24 protein-coding genes are annotated in these 21,201 nt (G+C 64.9%); 9 read left to right on the forward strand and 15 right to left on the reverse strand.

The window, feature by feature from the left end:
• Positions 1 to 93 precede the first annotated feature (93 nt).
• Positions 94 to 603 (forward strand): DUF1993 domain-containing protein, encoded by a 510-nt coding sequence (locus P9220_RS16905; protein ID WP_309766158.1) that lies wholly within the window; start codon positions 94 to 96, stop codon positions 601 to 603.
• A gap of 34 nt (positions 604 to 637) precedes the next feature.
• On the opposite strand, the gene P9220_RS16910 is transcribed toward P9220_RS16905, so the two are convergent.
• Positions 638 to 1,927 carry a virulence factor family protein gene (locus P9220_RS16910; RefSeq protein ID WP_404980272.1) on the reverse strand — a complete coding sequence of 430 codons (1,290 nt, stop codon included), beginning with the start codon at positions 1,925 to 1,927 and terminating at the stop codon, positions 638 to 640.
• On the reverse strand, positions 1,924 to 4,521 hold the full coding sequence (mprF, locus tag P9220_RS16915; RefSeq protein ID WP_309766159.1) for a bifunctional lysylphosphatidylglycerol flippase/synthetase MprF: 2,598 nt from the start codon (positions 4,519 to 4,521) through the stop codon (positions 1,924 to 1,926). Before mprF ends, P9220_RS16910 begins: the two co-directional genes overlap by 4 nt.
• A 300-nt stretch (positions 4,522 to 4,821) precedes the next feature.
• Between mprF and P9220_RS16920 the strand changes: the two genes are divergently transcribed.
• The gene (locus tag P9220_RS16920) at positions 4,822 to 5,169 is read left to right on the forward strand and encodes a hypothetical protein (protein ID WP_309766160.1); all 348 of its coding nucleotides are present in this window, start codon (positions 4,822 to 4,824) and stop codon (positions 5,167 to 5,169) included.
• Positions 5,170 to 5,179: 10 nt separating this feature from the next.
• Here the strand turns inward: P9220_RS16920 and P9220_RS16925 are convergent, their stop codons facing one another.
• On the reverse strand, positions 5,180 to 5,725 hold the full coding sequence (locus tag P9220_RS16925; protein ID WP_309766161.1) for a hypothetical protein: 546 nt from the start codon (positions 5,723 to 5,725) through the stop codon (positions 5,180 to 5,182).
• A gap of 127 nt (positions 5,726 to 5,852) precedes the next feature.
• On the reverse strand, positions 5,853 to 6,548 hold the full coding sequence (locus tag P9220_RS16930) for a response regulator transcription factor (RefSeq protein ID WP_309766162.1): 696 nt from the start codon (positions 6,546 to 6,548) through the stop codon (positions 5,853 to 5,855).
• 175 nt (positions 6,549 to 6,723) lie between these two features.
• Between P9220_RS16930 and P9220_RS16935 the strand changes: the two genes are divergently transcribed.
• On the forward strand, positions 6,724 to 7,176 hold the full coding sequence (locus P9220_RS16935) for a histidine kinase (RefSeq protein ID WP_309766163.1): 453 nt from the start codon (positions 6,724 to 6,726) through the stop codon (positions 7,174 to 7,176).
• A 45-nt stretch (positions 7,177 to 7,221) separates the two neighbouring features.
• On the opposite strand, the gene P9220_RS16940 is transcribed toward P9220_RS16935, so the two are convergent.
• The 10 genes from P9220_RS16940 to P9220_RS16985 form a co-directional block, all read right to left on the reverse strand.
• A complete protein-coding gene (locus P9220_RS16940; protein WP_309766164.1) occupies positions 7,222 to 8,154 on the reverse strand; it encodes an aldose epimerase in 933 nt (310 codons plus the stop codon).
• Complete coding sequence (locus P9220_RS16945; protein ID WP_309766165.1) at positions 8,151 to 9,059, reverse strand: ABC transporter permease; 909 nt, start codon at positions 9,057 to 9,059, stop codon at positions 8,151 to 8,153. The genes P9220_RS16940 and P9220_RS16945 overlap by 4 nt, the downstream gene beginning before the upstream one ends.
• Complete coding sequence (locus P9220_RS16950; protein ID WP_309766166.1) at positions 9,059 to 9,925, reverse strand: sugar ABC transporter permease; 867 nt, start codon at positions 9,923 to 9,925, stop codon at positions 9,059 to 9,061. Before P9220_RS16950 ends, P9220_RS16945 begins: the two co-directional genes overlap by 1 nt.
• On the reverse strand, positions 9,922 to 11,010 hold the full coding sequence (locus tag P9220_RS16955) for an ABC transporter ATP-binding protein (RefSeq protein ID WP_309766167.1): 1,089 nt from the start codon (positions 11,008 to 11,010) through the stop codon (positions 9,922 to 9,924). The genes P9220_RS16950 and P9220_RS16955 overlap by 4 nt, the downstream gene beginning before the upstream one ends.
• A 101-nt stretch (positions 11,011 to 11,111) precedes the next feature.
• Complete coding sequence (locus P9220_RS16960) at positions 11,112 to 12,284, reverse strand: extracellular solute-binding protein (protein WP_309766169.1); 1,173 nt, start codon at positions 12,282 to 12,284, stop codon at positions 11,112 to 11,114.
• Between the two features lie 302 nt (positions 12,285 to 12,586).
• Positions 12,587 to 13,525, reverse strand: a complete 939-nt coding sequence (locus tag P9220_RS16965; RefSeq protein WP_309766170.1) for a dihydrodipicolinate synthase family protein — start codon at positions 13,523 to 13,525, stop codon at positions 12,587 to 12,589.
• Positions 13,526 to 13,629: 104 nt separating this feature from the next.
• Positions 13,630 to 14,322, reverse strand: coding sequence for a FadR/GntR family transcriptional regulator (locus P9220_RS16970; protein ID WP_309766171.1), 693 nt, complete (start codon positions 14,320 to 14,322; stop codon positions 13,630 to 13,632).
• Between the two features lie 114 nt (positions 14,323 to 14,436).
• Entirely contained in the window at positions 14,437 to 15,273 is an 837-nt protein-coding gene (locus P9220_RS16975) for a 3-keto-5-aminohexanoate cleavage protein (protein ID WP_309766172.1), read from the reverse strand.
• 43 nt (positions 15,274 to 15,316) lie between these two features.
• Positions 15,317 to 15,595 (reverse strand): DUF3303 family protein, encoded by a 279-nt coding sequence (locus P9220_RS16980; protein ID WP_309766173.1) that lies wholly within the window; start codon positions 15,593 to 15,595, stop codon positions 15,317 to 15,319.
• 146 nt (positions 15,596 to 15,741) lie between these two features.
• Complete coding sequence (locus P9220_RS16985) at positions 15,742 to 16,053, reverse strand: hypothetical protein (protein ID WP_309766174.1); 312 nt, start codon at positions 16,051 to 16,053, stop codon at positions 15,742 to 15,744.
• A gap of 224 nt (positions 16,054 to 16,277) precedes the next feature.
• Between P9220_RS16985 and P9220_RS16990 the strand changes: the two genes are divergently transcribed.
• The 5 genes from P9220_RS16990 to P9220_RS17010 all read left to right on the forward strand — a co-directional run bounded on the left by P9220_RS16990 (position 16,278) and on the right by P9220_RS17010 (position 20,303).
• Positions 16,278 to 16,586, forward strand: coding sequence for an EF-hand domain-containing protein (locus P9220_RS16990; RefSeq protein WP_309766175.1), 309 nt, complete (start codon positions 16,278 to 16,280; stop codon positions 16,584 to 16,586).
• A gap of 20 nt (positions 16,587 to 16,606) precedes the next feature.
• Positions 16,607 to 17,320, forward strand: a complete 714-nt coding sequence (locus P9220_RS16995) for a response regulator (protein WP_309766176.1) — start codon at positions 16,607 to 16,609, stop codon at positions 17,318 to 17,320.
• On the forward strand, positions 17,317 to 18,657 hold the full coding sequence (locus P9220_RS17000) for an ATP-binding protein (RefSeq protein WP_309766177.1): 1,341 nt from the start codon (positions 17,317 to 17,319) through the stop codon (positions 18,655 to 18,657). The genes P9220_RS16995 and P9220_RS17000 overlap by 4 nt, the downstream gene beginning before the upstream one ends.
• A gap of 69 nt (positions 18,658 to 18,726) precedes the next feature.
• Positions 18,727 to 19,428 carry a helix-turn-helix domain-containing protein gene (locus tag P9220_RS17005; protein ID WP_309766178.1) on the forward strand — a complete coding sequence of 234 codons (702 nt, stop codon included), beginning with the start codon at positions 18,727 to 18,729 and terminating at the stop codon, positions 19,426 to 19,428.
• Positions 19,429 to 19,919: 491 nt separating this feature from the next.
• On the forward strand, positions 19,920 to 20,303 hold the full coding sequence (locus tag P9220_RS17010; protein ID WP_309766179.1) for a DUF3564 family protein: 384 nt from the start codon (positions 19,920 to 19,922) through the stop codon (positions 20,301 to 20,303).
• Positions 20,304 to 20,335: 32 nt separating this feature from the next.
• Here P9220_RS17010 and P9220_RS17015 read toward each other — a convergent pair whose 3' ends face one another.
• The gene (locus P9220_RS17015) at positions 20,336 to 20,527 is read right to left on the reverse strand and encodes a DUF2964 family protein (protein WP_309766180.1); all 192 of its coding nucleotides are present in this window, start codon (positions 20,525 to 20,527) and stop codon (positions 20,336 to 20,338) included.
• 247 nt (positions 20,528 to 20,774) lie between these two features.
• On the opposite strand from P9220_RS17015, the gene P9220_RS17020 reads away from it, so the two are divergent.
• Positions 20,775 to 21,200, forward strand: a complete 426-nt coding sequence (locus tag P9220_RS17020; RefSeq protein WP_309766181.1) for a phasin family protein — start codon at positions 20,775 to 20,777, stop codon at positions 21,198 to 21,200.
• Position 21,201: the final 1 nt, after the last annotated feature.

Raw genomic sequence — 21,201 nt, forward strand, 5'->3', positions numbered from 1 at the left:
CATTCGAGCGTCCCGCAACGCACAGCGCTATCCTTGTCGTCCTTTCGACAAAAGGACCATCGCGGTCCGCACAACGCCAAGGAGCGCAAGACCATGTCCCTTTCGATGTATCGCGCGTCGATTCCGGTTTTCATTCGCGGGCTGGAGGTTTGCGCGTCCCTGCTGCAAAAAGGCGCCGCCTTCGCCGATGAAAAAGGCCTCGCTCACGCGGATGTCATCGGCGCGCGCCTCGCGCCCGACATGTTGCCGCTCGCCGCGCAGGTCCAGCGCGCCAGCGATACGGCGAAGCTCTCCGCGCAACGCCTGTCGGGCGTCGAAGCGCCGCGTTTCGAGGACGACGAGGACAGCTTCGCGGCATTGCAGGAGCGCATTGCGAAGACCGTCGCGTATCTGAAAAGCATCGACAAGGCCGCGCTCGCCGATAGCGAAACGCGCACGGTCACGCTCAAGTTCCCGGACTTCTCGCCATCGTTTTCAGGCGTGGACTATCTGCTGGGCTTCGGGCTGCCGAACTTCTACTTCCACGTCGTGACGACGCACGACATCCTGCGCCATCTGGGCGCGCCGATCGGCAAGCGCGATTATCTCGGCGCGCTGAACTGAGCGTCAGCCTGAAGCGTCCGGCGCTCGAGGCGACTCACGCCCCGGCGCGCGCCGCGATCTGCTTGCGCCAGCCGGCCAGGATGCGCCGCGCGAGCGCGTCGTAATCGCCGCCGAAGTGGTGATCGCCGGGCAGCTTCACCACTTCGACGCCCGATTTCGTGAGCGTCGGGCACAGGGTATCGTCTTCTTTTTCGCCATAAATGCACTGGACCATCGCGGGCGGCAGCTTCGCCAGTTCCGGCTTGACCTTCAGCGCTTTCCCGCTCGCTTTCATGCCGAGCCAGCCCGTTACGCGAATCTGAAAATCCGCCTCGGGCGCGAAGCCCATCAGCGAGACATAGGACACCTGCCCGCGCACCGCATCGGGCAGGCGGTTGTACGCGAACGGCATCACGTCCGCGCCGAACGAATAGCCGACCAGCGCCACATGGCTCGTATGCCAGCGCGCGTTGTACGTGCGAATCACGCGCGCGAGATCCGCTGCCGTTCGTTCGGGCGACTTCTCGCTCCAGAAATAACGCAGCGAGTCGATGCCGATCACCGATACGCCATCACGCTGCAGCGCGAGCGCCATCGTCTTGTCGAGGTCGCGCCAGCCGCCGTCGCCGGAAATGACGATCGCGAGCAGATCGGTTGGCCGCGCGGCGCGCAGTTCGATGAGCGGCAGATCGGAGACATCGTTATCGACGGGTGCGTCGGGCTTCTTCAGATGCGGCGCCGTCATTGCGACGATCGCATCGGCTCTCGCGCGGCCCGGCTGCAGCGCGGCGCGTTCCATGAAACCGGGCAGCCCCTTCATATGGATGATCGTCGGATCGGGCGGACAGGGCTTGAAGCGCGCATCGAGCTGCGCATCCGCCGCCAGCGACACCGCGCCCGCCACCGTGTTGTCGGGCGCCTGCGTCAAGGCCTGCTCGCTCACCATCGCGCCTTGTCCCGTGCCCGCGAAGATCGGCGAGAAATAGCGGCTCGTCTGCACCGTGCGTTCGAGTTGATGGCTCATGTCCTCGGCATCGCCGACGAGGTTGTGGCACGTCTCCTTCTTCTCGGTCGCGAGGCGCGCGGCATAGCGAGGCGTATCGACGCCGACGACCATGGCGCCTTTGGCGGCGAGCGCATCGGCGGCCTGCGTATCGGCGGGACTCCAGCCGGTTTTATCGGAGAACAGGACGACGAAGCCCGTCAGTTCGCCTGCCGGCTTCGTGAGCGTCACCTGCCCGTAGCGGCCGCCCGCAATGGTGGTTGCGTGCGCCGCGCCGAACATCGACATGCCGCACACGGCGGCTGCCGCGAGCGCCGCCAGTTTCTTGCAAGAATGAATCATGAACGCCAGCCTCCCGCCAGCAGCGAAAGGTCCGCCAAAGTGAAAAATACGCCGACCGAACCGGATGCCGCCAGATAGCGCGGCTCCCAGTGCGGCTGAAACTTGCTCTTGAATCCGCGCAAGCCGCGGAAGTTGTAGAAACGCCCGCCGAAACGCCATACCAGCCCTGCCAGCCGATGCCAGTGCGACGCAAGCGGCGTCGGCTCCATCCCCGAAAGCGGTGCGATGCCGAGCGACAGCGAGCGGAACCCGGCTTCCTTCAGATGCAGCGCGAGCTTCGTGAAGAGGTACTCCATCGCATACGGCGATGCATCCGCGACATGGCGCATCACGCCGACGGTCGCTTCGGTGTTGAGGTCCGTCGTCATGAACGTGACGAACGCGACCGGCGCGCCCTGCTGGCGCACGAGCAGCACGGATTGCGCCGCCAGATAGTCGTCGTTGAACGCGGCAACCGAGAAGCTCTTCTCGCGCGCGGAGCGGCTGTCGAGCCAGGCGTCGGAAATCTCCCGCAGCATCGGCATGCATTCGGCGATGCGCTCGGGACCGATCAGCTCGGTGTCGAAGCCGTCGCGTTCGCCGCGCTTGAGCGCATAGCGCAGATGGGCGCGGTGCGATCCCTTCAGGTCGAAATCCGACAGCGCGACGTGCGCTTCCTCGCCGAGTTTCATGAGCGTGAGGCCGGCGTCGAGATAGAGCGGCAGCGCATCGGCGCGCACCTGATAGAAGGCCGCGCGGCCGTTATGCCTGTGCGCGAGCGCGACGAACTCGCGGATCAGCCCCGCCCACTCACTGCGCGGGCCGACGGGATCGTGCAGCGCCGCCCACGTGCGGCCGTGCTTTGCGTACATCAGGAAGACTTCGCGCGATTCGGAGAAGAGGAAACTCTTGTCGCCCATCATCGCGAGGCCCGCGTCGCTGCGCTCCTGTGCGCGAAAGATGCGCGCGGCATCGGCGAGGTCCTGCGGCGCGGGCTTCACGAAGCGGCCCGCCGCCGGACGCAACAGTTGCCACACCGCGAACGCCGAGGCGAACAGACCCGCGGCCAGCGTCGCCCGCAACGCACGCGGCGCGCGCTCGTCGAAGGCGAATTGCCACCAGAGGTCGGTGTCGTACGGGACGTCGCGGAAAGCGAAGAACATGATCCACACGGCCACCGCCATCACCATGCCGACCGAGAACAGCCACGTCAGCGTGAAGCGTTCCGCAAAGAGCGATGCCCGCCGATTGAAGCGCTCGCGCGTCGCCACGAGCAGCACGATCAGGAACGCGAGCACGCCCGCTTCGATGAAGGCCAGACCCTTTGCCAGCGACAGCGCGAAGTTCGCCACCGCGAGGATCAGCGCGAGCCACCACGCGGCGTCGAGCCGGCGCATCAGACCGCGCGCGACGAACAGCAGCAGCACGCCGAGCACGCTGCCGAGCAGTTGCGAGCTTTCGAGCACCCACAGCGGCACGACTGTCTGCAGCAACGCGATGCGCATCTTGAACGCGGGCGTCGCGCCGGAGATCACGAGCATCGAGCCGGCTGCGAACGTGACGATCGCGAGAAACAGCGGCGCAAGCTGCGATACGCGATGTGGATGCAGGAACGCGAAGCGTCCTTTCAGCGCGCGGCCTTCGAACGCGGCCATCACGCCGGCGGAGAGGATCAGCGGCAGGCCGAAGTAGATGGCGCGGTACGCGAGCAGCGCGGCAAGCACGTCGGGCGTCGCGACGTCGCGGCCGAGCGCGAAGACCATCGCCGCCTCGAACACGCCGACCCCGCCCGGCGTATGGCCGATCATGCCGAGCAGCATCGCCGCCGAGAAGACCGTCATGAAGTCGCCGAGACCGACGTGCGTGCCCGGCAGCATCGCCCAGAGCGCGAGCCCTGCGCCGAAGACATCGAAGATGGCGAGCGCCGTCTGCGCGATGAAATCGCGGCGCGTCGGCACGTTGAACGCGAGCCACTTCCAGCGGGAACGCAGCGTCCGCTGCTCCCGTCCGCAGAACACGAGCATCGCGGCGAACACGGCGAGCAGCGCCGCGCCGATCGCACGGAGCGTGGCAGGGGAAAGATGCATCATGCCGGCGAGCGTGCCCGCCGAAGCGACCATGCCGACCGCCGTCATGAATGCGAGCGACAGCGCGAGCGTCACGCCCGTGAACACCGACAGACGGCCCACTTGCGCGGGGGTGACGTCGGCTGCGCCGTACACGCGGCAGCGCACCGCACCGCCTGTCAGCGCGCCGAAGCCGGTGACGTTGCCGAGCGCGGAACCGACCGTCGCACCGACCCACAGCAGCGAGCGCGGCACGGTCGCGCCGATATGACGCAAGCCGATGGCGTCGCGCCCGACGAGCGCGGCAAAGCTGAGCGCGGTTGCGAACAGCGCGCCGCCCCACGCTTGCGGCGTGAGCAGACGCAGCGAACGGACGACCGACTTGTAATCGACCGAATGGGACAGGTGCTGAAAGACGACCAGCAGCAGCGCACACACGACGACCGTCAGCGCGGGCGTCACGAAGCGCTGCAGATCGGCGGGGGTGCCTTCGGAATTTCCGGGCGTCGAGTGGGCGCGAAGCCGTGCGAACAACTTTCTGCGAGACATGCGTAGTGTGAACCTGCTCGCGCCGCTGCCTGACGATGAAACCGCCGGCTGCTGCGCCAATCGTTGTGTGGGGCCGCGTGTGATGCACAGTAGGAGCGGCTTCGGCTCTTCGCCGTTGCGCTCGCACCGTATGAAACGTTCCGCAGTAGGAAACGTCTGTATAACGGCTACGGTTGACCCGACTTGACTGCTATCGCGTGATCCGTCGTTGCCGGGAGCGATGGCTGCTCCCGGAGGTAGCGCATCGCGGATCAGCGACGCACAGACTAAGCGAAACCCGCTCACGGAGGCTTCGGATATATGAGAAAAACTGTCGCAAATGCGTTAATGGGCTGTTTCACGCTGGCGTTGGCGGGATGCGCGACCACGGACGACGCCCTGCTCAAGACCGTGCCGATCGGCTCGGGCACGTCGACGCTGGCGACCTTCGATTTCGCCCGCTGCGTGAAGGACAGATGGACGCCGCTCGGCGGCCCGGTGCGCGAGTACGCACTCGGCACGGATAGCCAGGCGGTGTCGGTGAAAGGGGCGGGCGGCGCATCGGTGGTGCTCGTCGTCGCGCAACCCGCCGCGAGAGGCACCGGCTATACGGTCTATGGCGACATCGCGGCGAGCCGCTATGTGACGGCCACGCACGCGTGCGACTGACGGCTCGCGCTTACGAGGGCTTGCCGTTGCGCAGGTCCTCGCCCGCCAGATGCGTGCCGATGATGCGCCCGATCAGATAGCCGTCCGACGCGCAGGCGTTGGTGCGCTCCTTGCCGTTCCACTGGATTTTGTATTCGTCGTCGAGCGAGTGGACGGCGGACGCGTCGAACTTGCCGAGCTTGCGCCTGGTCGACTTGCCGGTGCCGCTGCGCATTTCCTCGCCGACGAGCCGGTTCCAGGTCAGCGCGTAGCCGTATCGGACGCCATCGGCGAACGCCTGGTTGTCGCAGACCTGCGCGGGCGGCGTCGCCTTGACGGTCATGCGATACCCGCTCGCCCCGCCCACGACGATGCGCTGTTCCGTCGGCCCCGGCGCGGGCGCGGCGGCCTTGGATGCCGCGGCAGCGGCGCTCGCCGCCCGTGCCGCCGATGCGGCAGAAGCGGCCGCGGCCGCGTCGGCACTGGCTTGCTGCTCGGGAAGGGGCGCGCACGCGCCGAGGGCGAACGCCGTTGAAATTGCCGCGAAACACGCGAGCGCCTTGCCGGCGCCTTTCATTCTGTTGACCATCGACCTGCTATTCACCTGCACTCATCCCGTCTTAGAAATAGTCCTGGCGTTACCTTACCATCCCGGCGGGCAATGCTCGGATTTTTGAGAATAAGGACAGACGCCGTCTGAAGACTCACGAAGCCGACGAGGTATTCCCCATCGGCATCTCGATTCCCCGCCGCGCCATCTCGACGATGAGAAACGTTCGCCGCGTCACGTGAAAGCGCGCGAGCAGGTCGCTCGAGTATTCCTTTGCGGTGTTTTCGCTGATATTCATCTTGCGCGCGATGGCCTTGTTCGACAGCCCTTGCAGCAGATAGCGCAGTGTTTCGGTGAGGCGCGGCGGCAGATCGAGCGATTCGATGGTCACGCCGGAATGCGTGGAAACCGGCTTGGGACTGTGGCCGCCCTTGCCGAGCACGGTGTTCGGCAGATAGACGCGTCCGTTGAGGATGGTCTTGAGCGCCTCGCGAAACACGCTCGCGCCCTGCTCGCTGCCCTTGGAGATGAATCCGCACGCGCCCTGGCGGATGCATTCGAGCACGGTATCGCGGTCGTCCTGCGCGGACAGCATGATGGTCTGAACCTCGCGCTCCTCCTCGCGTATCCAGTTGAGCAAATCGATGCCGGTCGCCTGGCCGCGCAGGTTGTAGTCGAGGAACATGAGATCGTACGAGTTCGCCGCGAGCTTGGCTTTCGCCTGCTCGAAGCCGTCGGCCTCGTCGATGTCGAGCAGCGGCTCGTTCGCCAGGATGAGGCTTTTCATCGCGCTCCTGGTGAGCCCCTCGTCCTCCACCAGCAATACTGTTTTGAAATAGCCGTTTTCCATTGCGAGTCCCCGAGAACGCTTTCGATGTTACGCGCGCCCTGCCCGGCTTCCCATCCCTCCTTTCGAAGGGATACATGCGCGGGTATCCGAAAAACTCCGTAACTCCCCGCCGGAGCCGGGTTGGGCTGCGGCGGCGCAAGGTCGACACTGGGCGCATGACGAAGAGGAGGATGCCATGTCGCCCCGATCAGCCGATCACGAAAGCGAATTCGCGTTGTGGCGCATCAAGCGCGCACCCGCCGGCGGTTCAGCGCGGCGCGTCCTGATCGCGCACCGGGACAAGTCGATCGGCGATTCGCTCGCGCTGCAACTGCGAGGCAAAGGCCTGCAGGTCATTCATTCGCAGGATCTCGGCTCGGTGCGCTCGCTCGTGCACAGCTGGCGTCCGCAGGCACTCGCGCTCGATACGAGTCTCGACAGCGAATCGGGCTATGTGTTCATCCGCACGCTGCGCATGGATGCCGGCGTCACCGGGCGTCTGCTCGTCGCGATGAGCAACGTATGGCCTGCCGATTCCGTCGAATCGCTGAAGGACGCCGGCTTCGACGCGCATTGCCGCCGGCCGTGTTCGACATGGCGCATCGTCGATATGGTCGATGCGTTCTTCTCCACGCCCGTTGCCAGGTGAGCGCCATGCACTCGACGAACGCGTGCCGCTGCGTCGAAGCGCGGGTCAGGCGGCGCCGCCGGCGCGGTGCGCGTGCGGGCTTGCGCCGGCTGCCATCACGAGCGACGCCTTTATTTCACTACCTGGCGGCGCCACGACGATACCGGTCCCGGCCATGCCCTGCGCATGCAGGTTGAAACCGTCGCTGACGTGCGAAACCGGCTCGACGCACAGATACCCCGCGCCCGCCGGACAATGCACGACGACGTGATTCAACGCGCCGTCGGCGACGAGCGCGAGCGTGCGGCCATCGGCATAACGCAGCGTCGCGCGGCCGTTCCAGCCGCTGAGATAGCGCGTATAACCGTCGTCCTCCCTGACATGACGATGCGGCGGCGCTTCGTCCGACAGGCCGACCGCAATTTCCCCTTCGTGACGCCAGAGCGTCGTGGCGTCCAGTTCGGCTTCGTGCGCGGCGAAATACGGATGGAAACCGAAGCCCGCGGGCATCGGCCGTGAGGAACGATTGATGACGCGCATCGACAGGCGCGCGCCATCGGCAGTCGCTTCGACCGTCTGTATCGCTTCGAACGCCCACGGCCAGCCGTGCTCGCCTTCGCGATGCGAATAGTGCATTTCGATGCGGTCCGCATCGTGCCGCTCGACGCGCCACGCCGCGTACTGGCCGAAGCCGTGCAGCGCGTGCGTCATGCCGGGAAACGTGGCCAGTTCGATGCGCGCGCCATCGGGTGCGGGGAAATGCGCGTCGCGCACGCGATTCGAAAACGGCACGAGCGGATAGCTGCCGCCCTTCGGCCACGCGTCGCACGGCCAGGCCGACGCGGTGACCGGCACGAGCCAGTCGTGCGTGCCTCGAGCATCGTCGCTCGTGAAGCGCGTGATGCGCCCGCCCGCCGCTGGCGCGACCACCAGACGATGCGCCCCGCTCGCGATCCGCAGCAGCGGCTCCGCCTTCAACGCGGCGACCGCGCGCGTCACTGCCGCTGCTCCTTCACGCGCGAGACGAGCTGCGTCGGACTCACGAACTGCAGCGCAATCAGCACCCAGATCAGCGTGATGGCCATGTAGATCATCGCCATTGCGTCGATGGATTGCGGCGCGCGCACGCCCGTCGAAAAGACCGCGTAGTACAGGGCGACGACGAGCGTCTGTGTCGTCGGCCCCGCGGTGAAGAACGTCAGCTCGAACATGCCGATGGTCCGCACCAGCACCAGCAGCCCCGCCGCCAGCATGCCGGGCACGAGCAGCGGCAACAGCACGTAGCGGAAATACCGGGCCGTGTTCGCCCCGAAGATACGCGCGGCGGATTCCAGATTCGGGTCGATCTGTTCGATGAACGGCGTCATCACGAGAATCACGAACGGCAGCGCCGGCACGAGATTCGCGAGGATCACGCCGGTCAGCGTGCCGGCCAGATGGAACTTGTACATGACCGTCGCCATCGGAATGCCGTACGTCACGGGCGGGACCATCAGCGGCAGCAGGAAGATCAGCATCGCGATGCGCTTGCCGGGAAACTGCACGCGCGCAAGCGCATACGCGGCCGGCACGCCGAGCACGATGGACAGCAGCACCACCGCGCCGACCACTTCGAGCGTCACGAGCAACACGCTCGACAGCTGGAAATCGCTCCAGGCCTGCGCATACCAGTGCAGCGTGAAGCCCTGCGGCAGCAGCGTGCCGAACCAGCGCGTCGCGATGGAATTCACCGCCACCGTCGCGATCAGCAACAGGACGTTGAGGAGAAAGAAGCCCATCGTCGTCCAGACGAAGAACTTCCAAAGCCTGTCGCGCAGGCTCGCATGCTGTTTCATGTTCTTGCCGGATCGTTGAGTCGGAGCCGGGGCTTGCCAGGCGGAAGCCGCGCGATTGTCGGTAGCCATTATCCCTTGCCTCCCGTCACCGGACCCGTGTAGAAGAAGCGCCGTGCGCCGAGCATGCCGCCCACGACGAGCAGCTGCACGAAGCCCATGACGATCGCGATCGTCGATGCCAGCGAGTAGTCGTAATTCTCGAACGCGGCCTCCGATGCGGCGATCGAAATGACGCGCGTCGGGCCTGCCGGCGCGCCGAGCAGCACCGCCGACGGGAACACCGAGAACGCCTGCACGAACGACAGGCACGCGGTCATCGTGAGGCCCGGCAGCAGCAGCGGCAGATAAATCTGCCGAAACTGCTGCCACGGACTCGCGCCGAGCGTGGCCGCTGCGCGCGCGAGCGTCGGGTCGATGCCCGTCACGTACGAAAGCGTCAGCAGGAACGCGAACGGAAAGCCCGACACGATGAGCGAAATCAGCACGCCCCAGTAGTTGTGCGTGAGCCGCACTTCGTCGCCATAGAGATGCAGCGCCTGCACGGCCTGCGGGAACCAGCCGTTCGGGCTGAAGTACGTGAGCATGCCGTCGGCGATCAACACGGTGCCGAGCGTGACCGGAATCACGAGCAGCGTCGTCGCGAACTTCTGATACGGCGACGAACGCCTGAGCGCGAACGCCACCGGCACCGACACGCCGACGTTGATGATCGTCGCCGACACCGCGAGCTTCAGCGTGACGATGATCGTCGGCCACATCGACGTATCGGTGAAGAACGTGATGTAGTTGGCCCAGACGCCGCCGCCGTTCATCGGATTGAACGACAGCATCAGTCCGTAGGCGAACGGATAAATGAACAGCGCGACGATGAAAACCAGCGCCGGCGTGACGAGCCAGCCTTTCGGATCGCGTGGCTGCGCGGGGGCCGCGATCATTTGACTTCTCCGCGTTCTTGTCCATAGACGAGCGCCTTCGACGGCGCGACGCGCAACGCAATGCGCTCGCCTTCCGCGCACTCGCCCACGATGCGCGCCCACAGCTTGCCGAACGCCGTGTTCACGATGATGAGCGAATCGCGGCCGCCGTACTCGACGGTTTCGACGTGGGCATCGAACGCGTTCTGATCGCCGGGCGATGCACGCTCGATGTCTTCGGGACGCAGCGCGAAGCTGACGTTCTTGCTGTCGAAGCCTTCCATCGGCGTGCCCAGCAGCCGCACGCCGTTCGCGCTCGCGGCGACCGACTCGCCCTGCGTGCCTTCGAGCATGAACGGCACGACATTGCGAAAGCCCATGAAGCGCGCGACGTGCAGGTTCTTCGGCCGCGAATAGACTTCCTTCGGCGACGCCACTTGCTGCACCACGCCCTCTTTCATCACGACGATGCGATCGGCCATCGACAATGCTTCGTCCTGGTCGTGCGTCACGTAGATCGTCGCGCGTTCGAGCTTGCCGTGAATGCGCCGGATCTCGGCACGCATTTCGATGCGCAGCTTGGTATCGAGGTTGGACAGCGGCTCGTCCATCAGCACGAGCGGCGGTTCAATGACGATCGCGCGCGCGATCGCCACGCGCTGCTGCTGGCCGCCCGACAGTTGTCCGGGCAGCTTGGCGTCGTGGCCGATAAGCTGCACCAGTTGCAGCGCCGCTTTCGCGCGCCTGACCGCCTCGGCCTTCGACACGCCGCGCATCTTCAGTCCGAAGCCGACGTTATCGAGCACGGACATGTGCGGAAACAGCGCGTAGTTCTGGAACACCATGCCGAAGCCGCGCTTCTCGGGCGGCAGGATGTCGATACGCTTGTCGTCCAGCCAGATGCCGCCGCCCGTCAACGGCTGCAAGCCGGCGATGCAGTTCAGCGCGGTGGACTTGCCGCAACCCGACGGTCCCAGCAGCGCGATGAATTCGCCGCGCTGAATGTCGAGATCGAGGCCCTTCAGCGCGGCGAGCTGATGCCCTTCCGCGTTGGTGAAGCTGCGCGAGACCGAATCCAGGCGCAACTGCTCAAAAGTGTGCTTCATGACGATTTCCCGCGCTCTTTCCGCGCTCTTGCTGTGCTCTTCGTGCAAGCGGCGACGCCCCTCGGAAGGAGCGCCGCCGTCTCATGGCAATGCCCCGCCGGTTACTTGGTCTTCTGCGCGCCGATTTCGCGGTCCCATTTCTGGAACGCGGCGACCATCGATTGCGCATTCAGCGGCACCACGTGCGGACGGTCGGCGAGCAGCTTCGCGTACTCTGGGCGGCCGAACTTCTGGATCACTTCCTGACTCTTCGCGGGCGCGGCGGACAGCGGCACGTCTTTCACGGCGGGGCCGGGATAGAAGTAGCCGTCGTCATACGTCATCGCCTGCTGCGCGGGCTCGAGCATGAAGTTCATCAGCTTGTAGAGCACGTCGAGCTTTTCTTTCGGCACGCCCTTCGGGATCACCATGTAGTGGGCGTCGTTCACCCACGTCATGTTGTCGAACGCCTGCACCCTGAACTCGGCCGGCACGATGCCGAGCGCGCGCGGGTTGATGTCCCATCCGGTGACGGTGACGGTCATGTCGCGCGTGCCTTCACCGAGCTCCTTCATCACCGCCGATGTTCCGCCCGGATAGTAAGGAATACATTCGTTCAGCTGCTTGAGGAACGCCCAGGTCTTGTCCCAGCCGTTGATCGGATCGGTCGGATTCTTGTCGCCGAGCACGTAAGGCAGGCCCATCAGGAAGGTGCGGCCGGGACCGGAGTTGGCCGGGCGCGCGTAGATCAGCTTGTTCGGATGCGCCTTGCACCATGCGAGCAACTGCTCGGGCGTCTTCGGCGGATCGCTGACCTTCGCCGGGTTGTATTCGAGCAGCGGACCGGCGGGCATGTAGGTGACTTCCAGCCCGTAACCCTGCGCGATGTCCTGCATCTTGCGCGGACCCGGCGCGTACTTGTCGAGCACGCCGGGGAACACAGCCGACTGCTCGGGCAGCAGCTTTTCCCACAGACCTTGCTGGATGCCTGCGGCGAGCGCATCGGTGCCCGTCACGACGAGGTCGATGTCCGAGCGGCCGGCCGCCTGCATCGCCTTGATCTTGCCCGGCAGCTGCGGCGCGGGCGCGTTGGTGAACGTGATGCTCGAAACCAGGTTCGGGTACTTGGCCTTGAACGCCTCGAAGCCCTTTTGCGTCAGTTGAAGATTGCCCGCGACATCGACGATGTTGATCGCCACGGGGTCGGCCGCATGGGCCGCGCTAGTCGCGAACGCCGCGCTCACGGCGACGCACACCGCCGCCAGTCTCACTGACAGTCCTGCCTTGAAAGCCATGTTGTCTCCTCACTTCTCTCGCAACCGCTGTTGGAACTTCGTTCTGGTTTTGTGCCGGGGCCGCGTGGTCTTGTCGTGTCGGTTTGCGTCCTCGCGGTCCGTCATTAGCTCACGAAGCTGAAAAATAGCCAACCGAATCATCGTATGTCAAGCAAATCGCAAGCGGCTCCGCGTGTTTCCCAGACGCGGCGAAAGGCGTCTTGTCCGCGTGTGTCGTGGCGCTGGACGAAATGCTCGGGATATACCCGAACCGCTTGTTACCCGACTTGTTTAACCGCTTTTTAACCGGGTTTTCCTTCGTGTTACGCGGTCACGCCGTTCACCACGGAGCGGTCGAAAGCGAGCAGCGCGCGCGCTTCACTTTCGACGGCGGGCAGCGCGTGTTCGGGCGTGGCGCTGAGCAGCGGCAGAATCGGGCCCATGTCGGCGATGCCCGAAAGCGTCACGGCATCATGGAGCACGCGAATCAGCGAGATATCGTCGCGCAGGGTTTCGAGCGGGAGGAAGCGCTCGTGAATGAGCCGGGCCGGGCCGCAATCGGCGGATCTGGCGGCGCGCAGCAGCGCCATCACTGCGTGCGGCGCGATGCAGCCGGAGCCGGTCGTCCACGTAGCCAGCCCAAAGTTGCGTATATGGATGAGCGACGGACGCTCTCCCATCCCCGACACGACCTGCGATGCCGGCACGCTCTGCAGCAAGCGGCGCAGATAAGGGTCGTCAGACGGATCGGCGCGGACGATCGCGTACTTCACGGCGAGCAGCGTGCCATCGGCGACCAGCGCGGCGAGCGTATCGACGTCGATATAGTCCTCGCTCTTGATATAAAGCGTGAACGGCATCCCGGCGATATCGCAGAGGCGCTTCAGTCCATCGGCCACGCCTCGCGGCGTCGTGAAGCCGGCGAGGGGCAGGACCATCGCTGTGCGGTACTGCGTCTGCGCGAGGATGCGCGCCTGGTCGAGCATCTTGCCGTAGTCCGGGCCGATAGCCGGAATCACGCGCGTTTGCGGACCGGCGCTTTCGGCCAACATGTCAAGCAACTCTTGGTATTCGCTGACCGCGACGTGATAAAGGTTCGCGTTGCCGCCGTACAGGAGCGTGCGTATTCCGCCCGCCTCGATATGGCGGACCAGCACGCGGTTCTGCTCCGGCGCAAGCGTCAGGTCGGTGCGTCGCGCGAGCGGCGGCACGGCCATGACGGACTCGGAGAACTCGCTGACTGCTACAGGATCGACTTTCATGGCGCCTCATCGCATTGGGTGGATGGGCGAAAGTATCAAGCGGATTCAAAGTTGTCAAACAACTTCAGCCGCCTGCGAGGACGCTTACATGAGTCGTATGACAACTAGTCGCCGAACATGCGGTTCAGCGCGCTTTCGAGATGCGTTTTCATCGAGTGCGCGGCGCGAGCAGAATCTCCGGCGCGGATCGCCTCGAGCACATCGAGATGTTCGCGCTGAACGAGCCGCTGCCGCTCCAACGTCTTCACGAGCGACAGATTGCGCGACAGGTTCATGCTGAATACCACCTGCTCTTCGATGAACGACAACGCCGAGATGAAGAACTGATTTCTGGAGGCGCGGGCCACGGCAAGGTGAAACGCGAAATCGTCGCTTGCACCGATGCCCTGCTGCGCTTCGACGATGCGTTGCAACTGGTCCCACGCGTCCTGAATCGCGCGGATGTCGTCGTCGTCCGCCTTCTGCGCCGCCAGTTCGGCGGCGCCCGCTTCGGTGACGATGCGGAATTCGTAGCAGCGCCGGATGTCCGACAGCGTTTCGAGCGGTGCGAAGCGGCGCACGTCCGGATCGGGCCGACGGCCGACCGTGGTCCCCGATCCGCGTCGCGTCACGATGATCCCGTCGGCGCGCAAACGCGCCAGCGCCTCGCGGACGGTCGGCCGCGATGTCGCGAAGCGTTCGGCGAGCGCGTGCTCGGTCATGAGCCGATCGCCTTCCTTGAACTCGCCTTCGATGATGCTGCTGAGGATATCGCTATAAATGCGGTCGGCGAGGCCGTGCGATTTGCGCTCGTTCATGTTCGCGCCGTGGCGTGCTTGTCAGGTTGGGAGTCGATTGTAAGACAGATTCCGTAACTGCCGTCCAAAGAACAACCGCAACCCCCTGCTTCGCCAGTCGTCTCGCCACCCCGCTCAGAGCGATAACAACAACCGCGCCTCCTTCGCACTCGCAACCGGCCGCCCATACTCCGCGCACAACGCCGCCACGCGTTCCACGAGTTGCGCATTGCTTTTCGCGAGCGTGTCCTTGTCCCAGCGCACGTTGTCTTCCAGCCCCGTGCGGCAATGGCCGCCCATTTGCAGCGTCCAGTGATTCACTTCGAGCTGATGACGTCCGATGCCCGCCGCCGTCCACGTCGCATCGGGCAGCAGGTTTTTCAGTTGCGCGACTTCGAATTCGAGAATCTCGCGACGCGCCGGCAGTGCGTTCTTCACACCCAGCACGAACTGCACGTGGACGGGCCGCCTGAGCAAGCCCTGATTCACGAGATCGACCGTGCTGTAGAGCATCGCCAGATCGAAGATTTCGATCTCGGGCTTCACGTCGTGATCGAGCATGAGTTGCGCGAGCGAGCGCACGAAGTCGGGCGGATTTTCATAGACGATCGTCGGGAAATTAACCGATCCCGTCGCCAGCGACGCCATGTCCGGCTTCAGGTCGAGCATTGCGCCGCGTTGCTCGAACGATCGTCCGCGCCCGCCTGTGGAGAACTGAATGATGATATCGGGGCAATGCTTGCGGATGCCCTCTTGAAGGTCCGCAAAGCGATGCCGGTCCGAGCTCGACTTCTCGTCCTCGTCGCGAACGTGCAGATGAACGAGCGTCGCGCCCGCTTCGTAAGCCTCGTGCGTGCTTTCGATCTGCTCGGCGATGGTGATGGGCACTGCGGGATTGTCCTTCTTGCGCGGCACGGACCCCGTAATGGCGACGGATATGATGCACGGTTCGGTGGTGGTGGCTTGCGTCACGCTTGTCTCCTTTTGAATGACCGATGCCCGCCTTCGACGATCCTTACCGTCCGGCCGCTTGTGCGAGCAGCTTGCCGACCTGTTCGTCCGTCATCGCGGGCACGATGTCGAGCGAGAACAGGTCGGCCCACGCGAGCGCCCATTGCGCAATCGGTTCGACCTCGCTGCACTCGCACACCGCGAAGCCGCGTATCGAACCGATGCCGTGCCAGCGCCCCAGCAGGCGCACGCCATCGGGCGGCGCACCGCCGCTTTGCAAGAAGCGTTCGGCTGCCGTTTTCTGCACTTCGGGCAGCGCGGTCCAGTTCACGATGAATAGCATGGCTCGGCCCTCCTTCCGGCGATGCCGCATCGGCGCGTTCGTCCAATGCGGTTTCATCCAGTATAGGAGCCGATGACGGCGGCATCGCAGGCGATGCGCAAGGAGCGGACCCGCGTGCATATCGCGGCGCTCACGATGCACTATCCTCAATGCATCACGACGACAGGCGCAACGACCACCCGCTGCGCATACGTGACGCGCACCGGAGGCGCATACACGGGGATCGGAGGCGGTGGCGGCGGAAGGACGGCAACCGGCGCGACCGCCGGCGCAACGACGACGGTCCGCGCAGGCACGTAGTAGCGCGGCCCGTAGTAGTACACCGGGCGCGGCGGCGCATAGACCACGGCGGGCGCGACATACGCGACGCTGACGGTCGTTGCGGCCGATGCGCCTTGCGCACATGTCAGACCGATTGCGGCGACGGCAGTGGCGCTGAAAAGACGGATGTTCATCATGGATGTCCTCGATCATCGAAAGTAAGGGCGGCTGAGCCGGCCAGCAGAACGATAGCGAAGGACCGCGCGAATCGTGAGCGGAAAGATGTGTCGCCCGATGTCGGCGCACGCCCCGCTGCGGTGCGATGAAACATGCCGACATGTTTCGTAGCATCCCTGACATTGCCATCGGCGCGCGGCTCAATAGAATCACATCGACGTTGCGTTCGAATCGAGGAGAAAACATGCACAAGATCGCCGCCGTGCTCGCCTTTTGCGCCGCCCTGGTCGCGGGCGCGGCGCACGCGCAAACCGCGACGCAGCCGATGGGCGCGAGCCCGCACATCGGGCAGGCCGCCCAGGTCATGCCGAAGCTCAGGACGCGTTTCGCGCAGGCCAACACCACGCACGACGGCAAGCTCACGCGCGATCAGGCCGCAACAGGCATGCCGATGGTCGCCAGGCACTTCGACGAAATCGACGCGCAAAAGAACGGTTATGTCACGCTGCCGCAAATCGAAGTCTTCCTGCGCGAGCACGCGGCGCAACGCTGAATTTCCACGGAGGCCGCTTCATGGAAGCCCTGCCGAAGATCATCGTGCTCGACGACGAAGCCGAGCTGCGCAACATGCTTCAGCGTTTCCTGACAGCGCAGGGCTTCGACGTGCGCGTCGTCGAGAACGGCAAGCGGCTCGACCGCTATCTTCAGCGCGAACCGTACGACCTGCTCGTGCTCGACTGGATGATGGAGCCGGAAGACGGCCTCTCCGTCTGCCGCCGATTGCGCACCGAGGGTCACACGCTGCCGATCCTGATGCTGACCGCGAAGGGCGATCCGGTCGACAAGGTGGTCGGCCTCGAAACCGGCGCGGACGATTACCTCGCCAAGCCCTTTCTTCCGCAGGAACTCGTCGCCCGCGTGCGCGCGCTGCTGCGCCGCCAGAAGATCGCAGCCGGCGATCCGACGCTGACATCGCAGGTCATCCGCTTCGGCGATTTCCGGCTCGACCTCGGCAAGCAGCGGCTTTATCGCGGCGGCGAAGCGTTTGAGATTCACTCCGCGCAGATGCAGTTGCTCAATGCGCTCGGCTCGTCGCCGAATCGCGCGGTCAGCCGCGACAATCTCATCGCCCGCACGCGCGGCCGCGATCACGACGCCCTCGATCGCAGCATCGACGTGCAAGTGTTGCGGCTGCGTCAGCTGATCGAAGACGATCCGGCCAAGCCGCGCTTCATCAAGACGGTGTGGGGCGTCGGCTATATGCTTCTCGCGGATGTCGAATCGTGAGGCTCGTGCCGCGCTCGTTGTTCGCGCGCAATGTGCTGCTGCTCGTCGCGCTGGTCGCCGTGAGTCAGGTCTGCGCCCTCGCCGTGCTGCTGCATTTCATTCAGACGCCGCGCATCGAACGGGCGGCCGCCACGTTCGCCAGCTACATCCGGACGCTCGATACGGTGCTGCGGGCGGCGCCGCCGAATAGTGCGCGCCTGGACGTGCGCCGCGAATTACCCGCAACGGCGCGCGCGAACGCCGACGAATCGCGCTGGCGGTTCTATCGGACGTATCAGCGCGAGACGTTCATCGAAAGCCTGCGGCGTCATCTGCCCGCCGATATGCCCGTGCGCTGGCAAAGCGCCGAGTCATCCGCCGATGGACAGCAGCGGCTCTGGATTCGCGTGCATGTTTCCGGCGAGCCGCAGTGGATGGCGCTGCCCGTTCCCGAAGCCGCGCACGACGATGGTCTCGCGACGGCGCTCTTGCTCTCGCTCGGGCTGGGCGCGCTGGCGGTGGCGACGGCGTATGCGATCCAGCGGCATCTGAACCGCCCGCTCGAACATCTCGCCGATGCCGCCCGCCGCGTCTCCAGTGGCGAGGAACCCGGCGTGTTGCCGACCGACGGCCCGACCGAGATCGCGCAAGTCAGCGACGCCTTCAATCGCATGACGGCCGCGCTCGCCGAAGCCGAAGCGACGCGCGCTCTGATGCTTGCCGGCATCTCGCACGACATTCGCACGCCGATGACCAAGCTGCGTCTCGCCATGGCGATGTCCACGGCGCCATCGACGGATGCGGCGTTCGCGGCATCGGCGGAAGGCTATCTCGATCAGATCGACAGCATTCTTCAGCAGTTCATGGATTACGCGGGCAGCGGGGCAAAGGAAACGCCGATTGCCGGCGATATCAATGCGCTCGTCGCCAGTCTCGCTGCGGACTTCGCGGGGCTCGGGCATGAGTTCGCGCTATCGCTCGGCGACATCCGAACGTTCGCGTTTCGTCCGATCAGCATGATGCGGATGCTGATGAACGTGATGCAGAACGCGGTGCTGTATGGCATCAGCGAACTCGAAGTGCGTACATGGACCGATGAGGAGAGGAACGCGGCCTGCATCGTCGTGGCGGATCGCGGCAAGGGGCTCGGCGCGCACGACCCGGATTCGCTCAAGCAGCCGTTCAAGCGCGGCGGTGGCGAAGGTCAGCCGAAGGGCACGGGACTCGGGCTTGCGATTGTCGATCGCATCGCGCGGCTGCACGGCGGCACGTTCGACCTGCGCGCGCGTGAAGGCGGCGGCGTCGAAGCGGTCATCATGCTGCCGATGGGCGCAGCGACAAACGCAACGCAGCCATGAAGCGAACGCAGTACCCATTACGCCGCCATCGACCATACTGAAAGCGGTGAACCGGCAGGAGAGACGACCATGGGCACAGCAGCGGGTCCCGGCGCACGACAGCGTGTCCCCGTCCTGCACGTCCATCTCGCGAACATGGATGCGCTTCCGTTTCCGACGCGTTCCATCGCTCGCGGCGACGCGCTTTATTGCGCGGGCGAGCCTTTGCGAAGCCTGTACACGGTGCAGTCCGGATGCTTCAAGAGCGTGGCCACCTATCCGAGCGCAAGCGACGACGGCCCGCCCCATGCACAGGTCACCGCGTTCCATCTGATCGATGAAACCCTCGCGCTGGATGGCATCTGCACCGGTCATCATGAAAGCGACGCGGTTGCGCTCGAAGACAGCGTCGTGCGCATCATGCCGGTCGGCATTCTGGAGCCGCTTTGCCGCGAATTTGCGCCGATGCAGCATGCGTTGCTCGCGATCATGAGTGCGGAGATCGTGCGCGCCGCGCGGCTCACGCTGATGCTCGGCACGATGCCCGCGCTCGCACGGGTCGGCGCGTTCCTGCTGGACTTGTCTGGCCGGCTCGATGCGAGCGGCGCGCGGCCGTGCACCCCCGGGGACGTCACGCTGCCGATGACGCGCGCTGATATCGGCAGCTATCTCGGTCTCGAACTCGAAACCGTGAGCCGCATGCTGTCGAAGCTGCAGCGTGCCGGCGCAATTTCGCTTCACGGGCGGCAATTGCGGATCGTGGATCGCGCGCGTCTCGAAGGCGTGGGGTGAACGCCTGCGTGCTGCGATGCAACGCACGCCTTAGCATTTACGCGACACGTTGGGGCGCGAGCCGCTAATGCGGTGCGCGCATGCACGGCGACGGCGCACGATCTGAAGAAACAATCCCACATGCCTATGACGGTTGTCGCGCTGGCGTCAAATTGCGGCGCTAAGCTAAAGGCAGAAGCCATGAATAAGCGTGATCCATCGTTCGGCACCGGACTTGCTTCAGGCGTTCGCGACGCTGGTGCGTCGCACAAGATCTTTTGCATCACGAACTGCGAACCGAAAGCCGTTCGGCCGATCGAATCGTATTCGCAAGCAGTCATGCCGGCCTGTCGAAACTGCGGCATGCACGCGATTCAATCGATGCACGATGAGCGGCGCAAGACGACCCGACGTCCGGGTGAAATGCCGCCATTCAACCGAAGACGCTCCTGACCCGCGCAAGACGCGCCGGAGCGTCGTATTCGCTGAACTGGATGTTCATGGAGGATGACATGCGTATCACCGTCAAGCTGGATGGGTTCGAAGGCGCCGACGACGCCGCGTACGCCATCCTGTGGCTCGACAGGGAATCCCGCCGCTGGTCGCGCGAAGGCCATCAGGCGATCGACGTGCCCGACTGGGGCGGCCTGCGCTCCGGTTCGAACAGCACGATGATTTGCGATCAGCACACGCAGCAGCCCATCTGCGTGCTCGAGCAACTCGATGTCGACGCGCCCGGCGGACCGGACGAAGGTCTTGCGGGGCGCGTCGTGTGGTATGGGGATGCGGCGCGTCGAGAATGCGCGGGCCGCTGGCATGTGCAGTGCATCGACTGGGCGCAGATCAAGGCCGAGCACAGCGTATTCGCCGGCGAGGAAGATACCTGGCGGGTATAGCATCGGCAAGGAACCCGCCGCGCGATAGAAAGTCAGGGTCCGTCTTCCGGCATCGGCATCAGCATGACGGCGAACGACGCGACCCCGACGAGGATCGTCAGCACGCCATAGTTGAGCACGCTCGCCTTGTCGAAGACGAGCCCGTGCAGCGCGGCGAAAATTCCCGCCAGCGCGGTGAAGACCGCGATCGCCGCCGCGACGATCCGCGCTTCGCTGCTTATCATCTCTTTCCCCTTCTGCACCGCACGGCACCTTCAGTTTCATCGTCGGTGCTGCTGCGGTATCGGTATTGACCTGCGTCAATGCCGGCCCGCCGTTCTGGTGTTTTCCCTTGCCCCATTTCGGGCGCTTATATTGGTAGTATCGGGTTCGGGCTGCGGCTTGCTGCAATTGCCGCAACCGCACATTGCGCGGCGGCGCCGGTGTTCACGGCCCTGCTCGCGCTCATACGAGAAGAACCTGGGAGGCAAGATGAATCAATCTAAATTCAGCGATCCGTTCAGCCAGTTTGCCGCCATGTTCCAGCAGTATCAGTTGCCGGGCTTCGATGTCACCGCGATCATGGAATCGCGGCGCAAGGACGTCGAGGCGCTTGCCGCGACGAATCGCGTGGCATTCGGCGGCATCGAGGCGTTGCGCGACAAGCAGCTCGAAATCCTGCGCCGCACGCTTGGCGATCTGGAGGACATCGCAAAGCAGTTTGCGTCGTCATCGGCGAAACCGCCGTTCAATGCGAATGAAGTCGTGCAGCGCACCCTGCACAATGCGCTCGCCGACATGCAGGACATTGCGCGCACCACGCAGCAGACGCAGGCCGAAGCCTACGCACTCGTGACGCAGCGCGTCGAAGAGGCGCTGCAGGAGCTGAAGGCGGCCATCGAAAAGCCGCAGAGCTAGG

It is taken from the genome of Caballeronia sp. LZ016 (genome assembly GCF_031450805.1).
GTDB lineage: Bacteria > Pseudomonadota > Gammaproteobacteria > Burkholderiales > Burkholderiaceae > Caballeronia.

Coding starts and splice junctions, on each gene's coding strand:
- P9220_RS16905 (WP_309766158.1), top strand. CDS start 94: ATGTCCCTTTCGATGTATCGCGCGTCGATTCCGGTTTTCATTCGCGGG.
- P9220_RS16910 (WP_404980272.1), bottom strand. CDS start 1,927: ATGATTCATTCTTGCAAGAAACTGGCGGCGCTCGCGGCAGCCGCCGTG.
- mprF (WP_309766159.1), bottom strand. CDS start 4,521: ATGTCTCGCAGAAAGTTGTTCGCACGGCTTCGCGCCCACTCGACGCCC.
- P9220_RS16920 (WP_309766160.1), top strand. CDS start 4,822: ATGAGAAAAACTGTCGCAAATGCGTTAATGGGCTGTTTCACGCTGGCG.
- P9220_RS16925 (WP_309766161.1), bottom strand. CDS start 5,725: ATGAAAGGCGCCGGCAAGGCGCTCGCGTGTTTCGCGGCAATTTCAACG.
- P9220_RS16930 (WP_309766162.1), bottom strand. CDS start 6,548: ATGGAAAACGGCTATTTCAAAACAGTATTGCTGGTGGAGGACGAGGGG.
- P9220_RS16935 (WP_309766163.1), top strand. CDS start 6,724: ATGTCGCCCCGATCAGCCGATCACGAAAGCGAATTCGCGTTGTGGCGC.
- P9220_RS16945 (WP_309766165.1), bottom strand. CDS start 9,059: ATGGCTACCGACAATCGCGCGGCTTCCGCCTGGCAAGCCCCGGCTCCG.
- P9220_RS16950 (WP_309766166.1), bottom strand. CDS start 9,925: ATGATCGCGGCCCCCGCGCAGCCACGCGATCCGAAAGGCTGGCTCGTC.
- P9220_RS16955 (WP_309766167.1), bottom strand. CDS start 11,010: ATGAAGCACACTTTTGAGCAGTTGCGCCTGGATTCGGTCTCGCGCAGC.
- P9220_RS16960 (WP_309766169.1), bottom strand. CDS start 12,284: ATGGCTTTCAAGGCAGGACTGTCAGTGAGACTGGCGGCGGTGTGCGTC.
- P9220_RS16965 (WP_309766170.1), bottom strand. CDS start 13,525: ATGAAAGTCGATCCTGTAGCAGTCAGCGAGTTCTCCGAGTCCGTCATG.
- P9220_RS16970 (WP_309766171.1), bottom strand. CDS start 14,322: ATGAACGAGCGCAAATCGCACGGCCTCGCCGACCGCATTTATAGCGAT.
- P9220_RS16980 (WP_309766173.1), bottom strand. CDS start 15,595: ATGCTATTCATCGTGAACTGGACCGCGCTGCCCGAAGTGCAGAAAACG.
- P9220_RS16985 (WP_309766174.1), bottom strand. CDS start 16,053: ATGATGAACATCCGTCTTTTCAGCGCCACTGCCGTCGCCGCAATCGGT.
- P9220_RS16990 (WP_309766175.1), top strand. CDS start 16,278: ATGCACAAGATCGCCGCCGTGCTCGCCTTTTGCGCCGCCCTGGTCGCG.
- P9220_RS16995 (WP_309766176.1), top strand. CDS start 16,607: ATGGAAGCCCTGCCGAAGATCATCGTGCTCGACGACGAAGCCGAGCTG.
- P9220_RS17005 (WP_309766178.1), top strand. CDS start 18,727: ATGGGCACAGCAGCGGGTCCCGGCGCACGACAGCGTGTCCCCGTCCTG.
- P9220_RS17010 (WP_309766179.1), top strand. CDS start 19,920: ATGCGTATCACCGTCAAGCTGGATGGGTTCGAAGGCGCCGACGACGCC.
- P9220_RS17015 (WP_309766180.1), bottom strand. CDS start 20,527: ATGATAAGCAGCGAAGCGCGGATCGTCGCGGCGGCGATCGCGGTCTTC.
- P9220_RS17020 (WP_309766181.1), top strand. CDS start 20,775: ATGAATCAATCTAAATTCAGCGATCCGTTCAGCCAGTTTGCCGCCATG.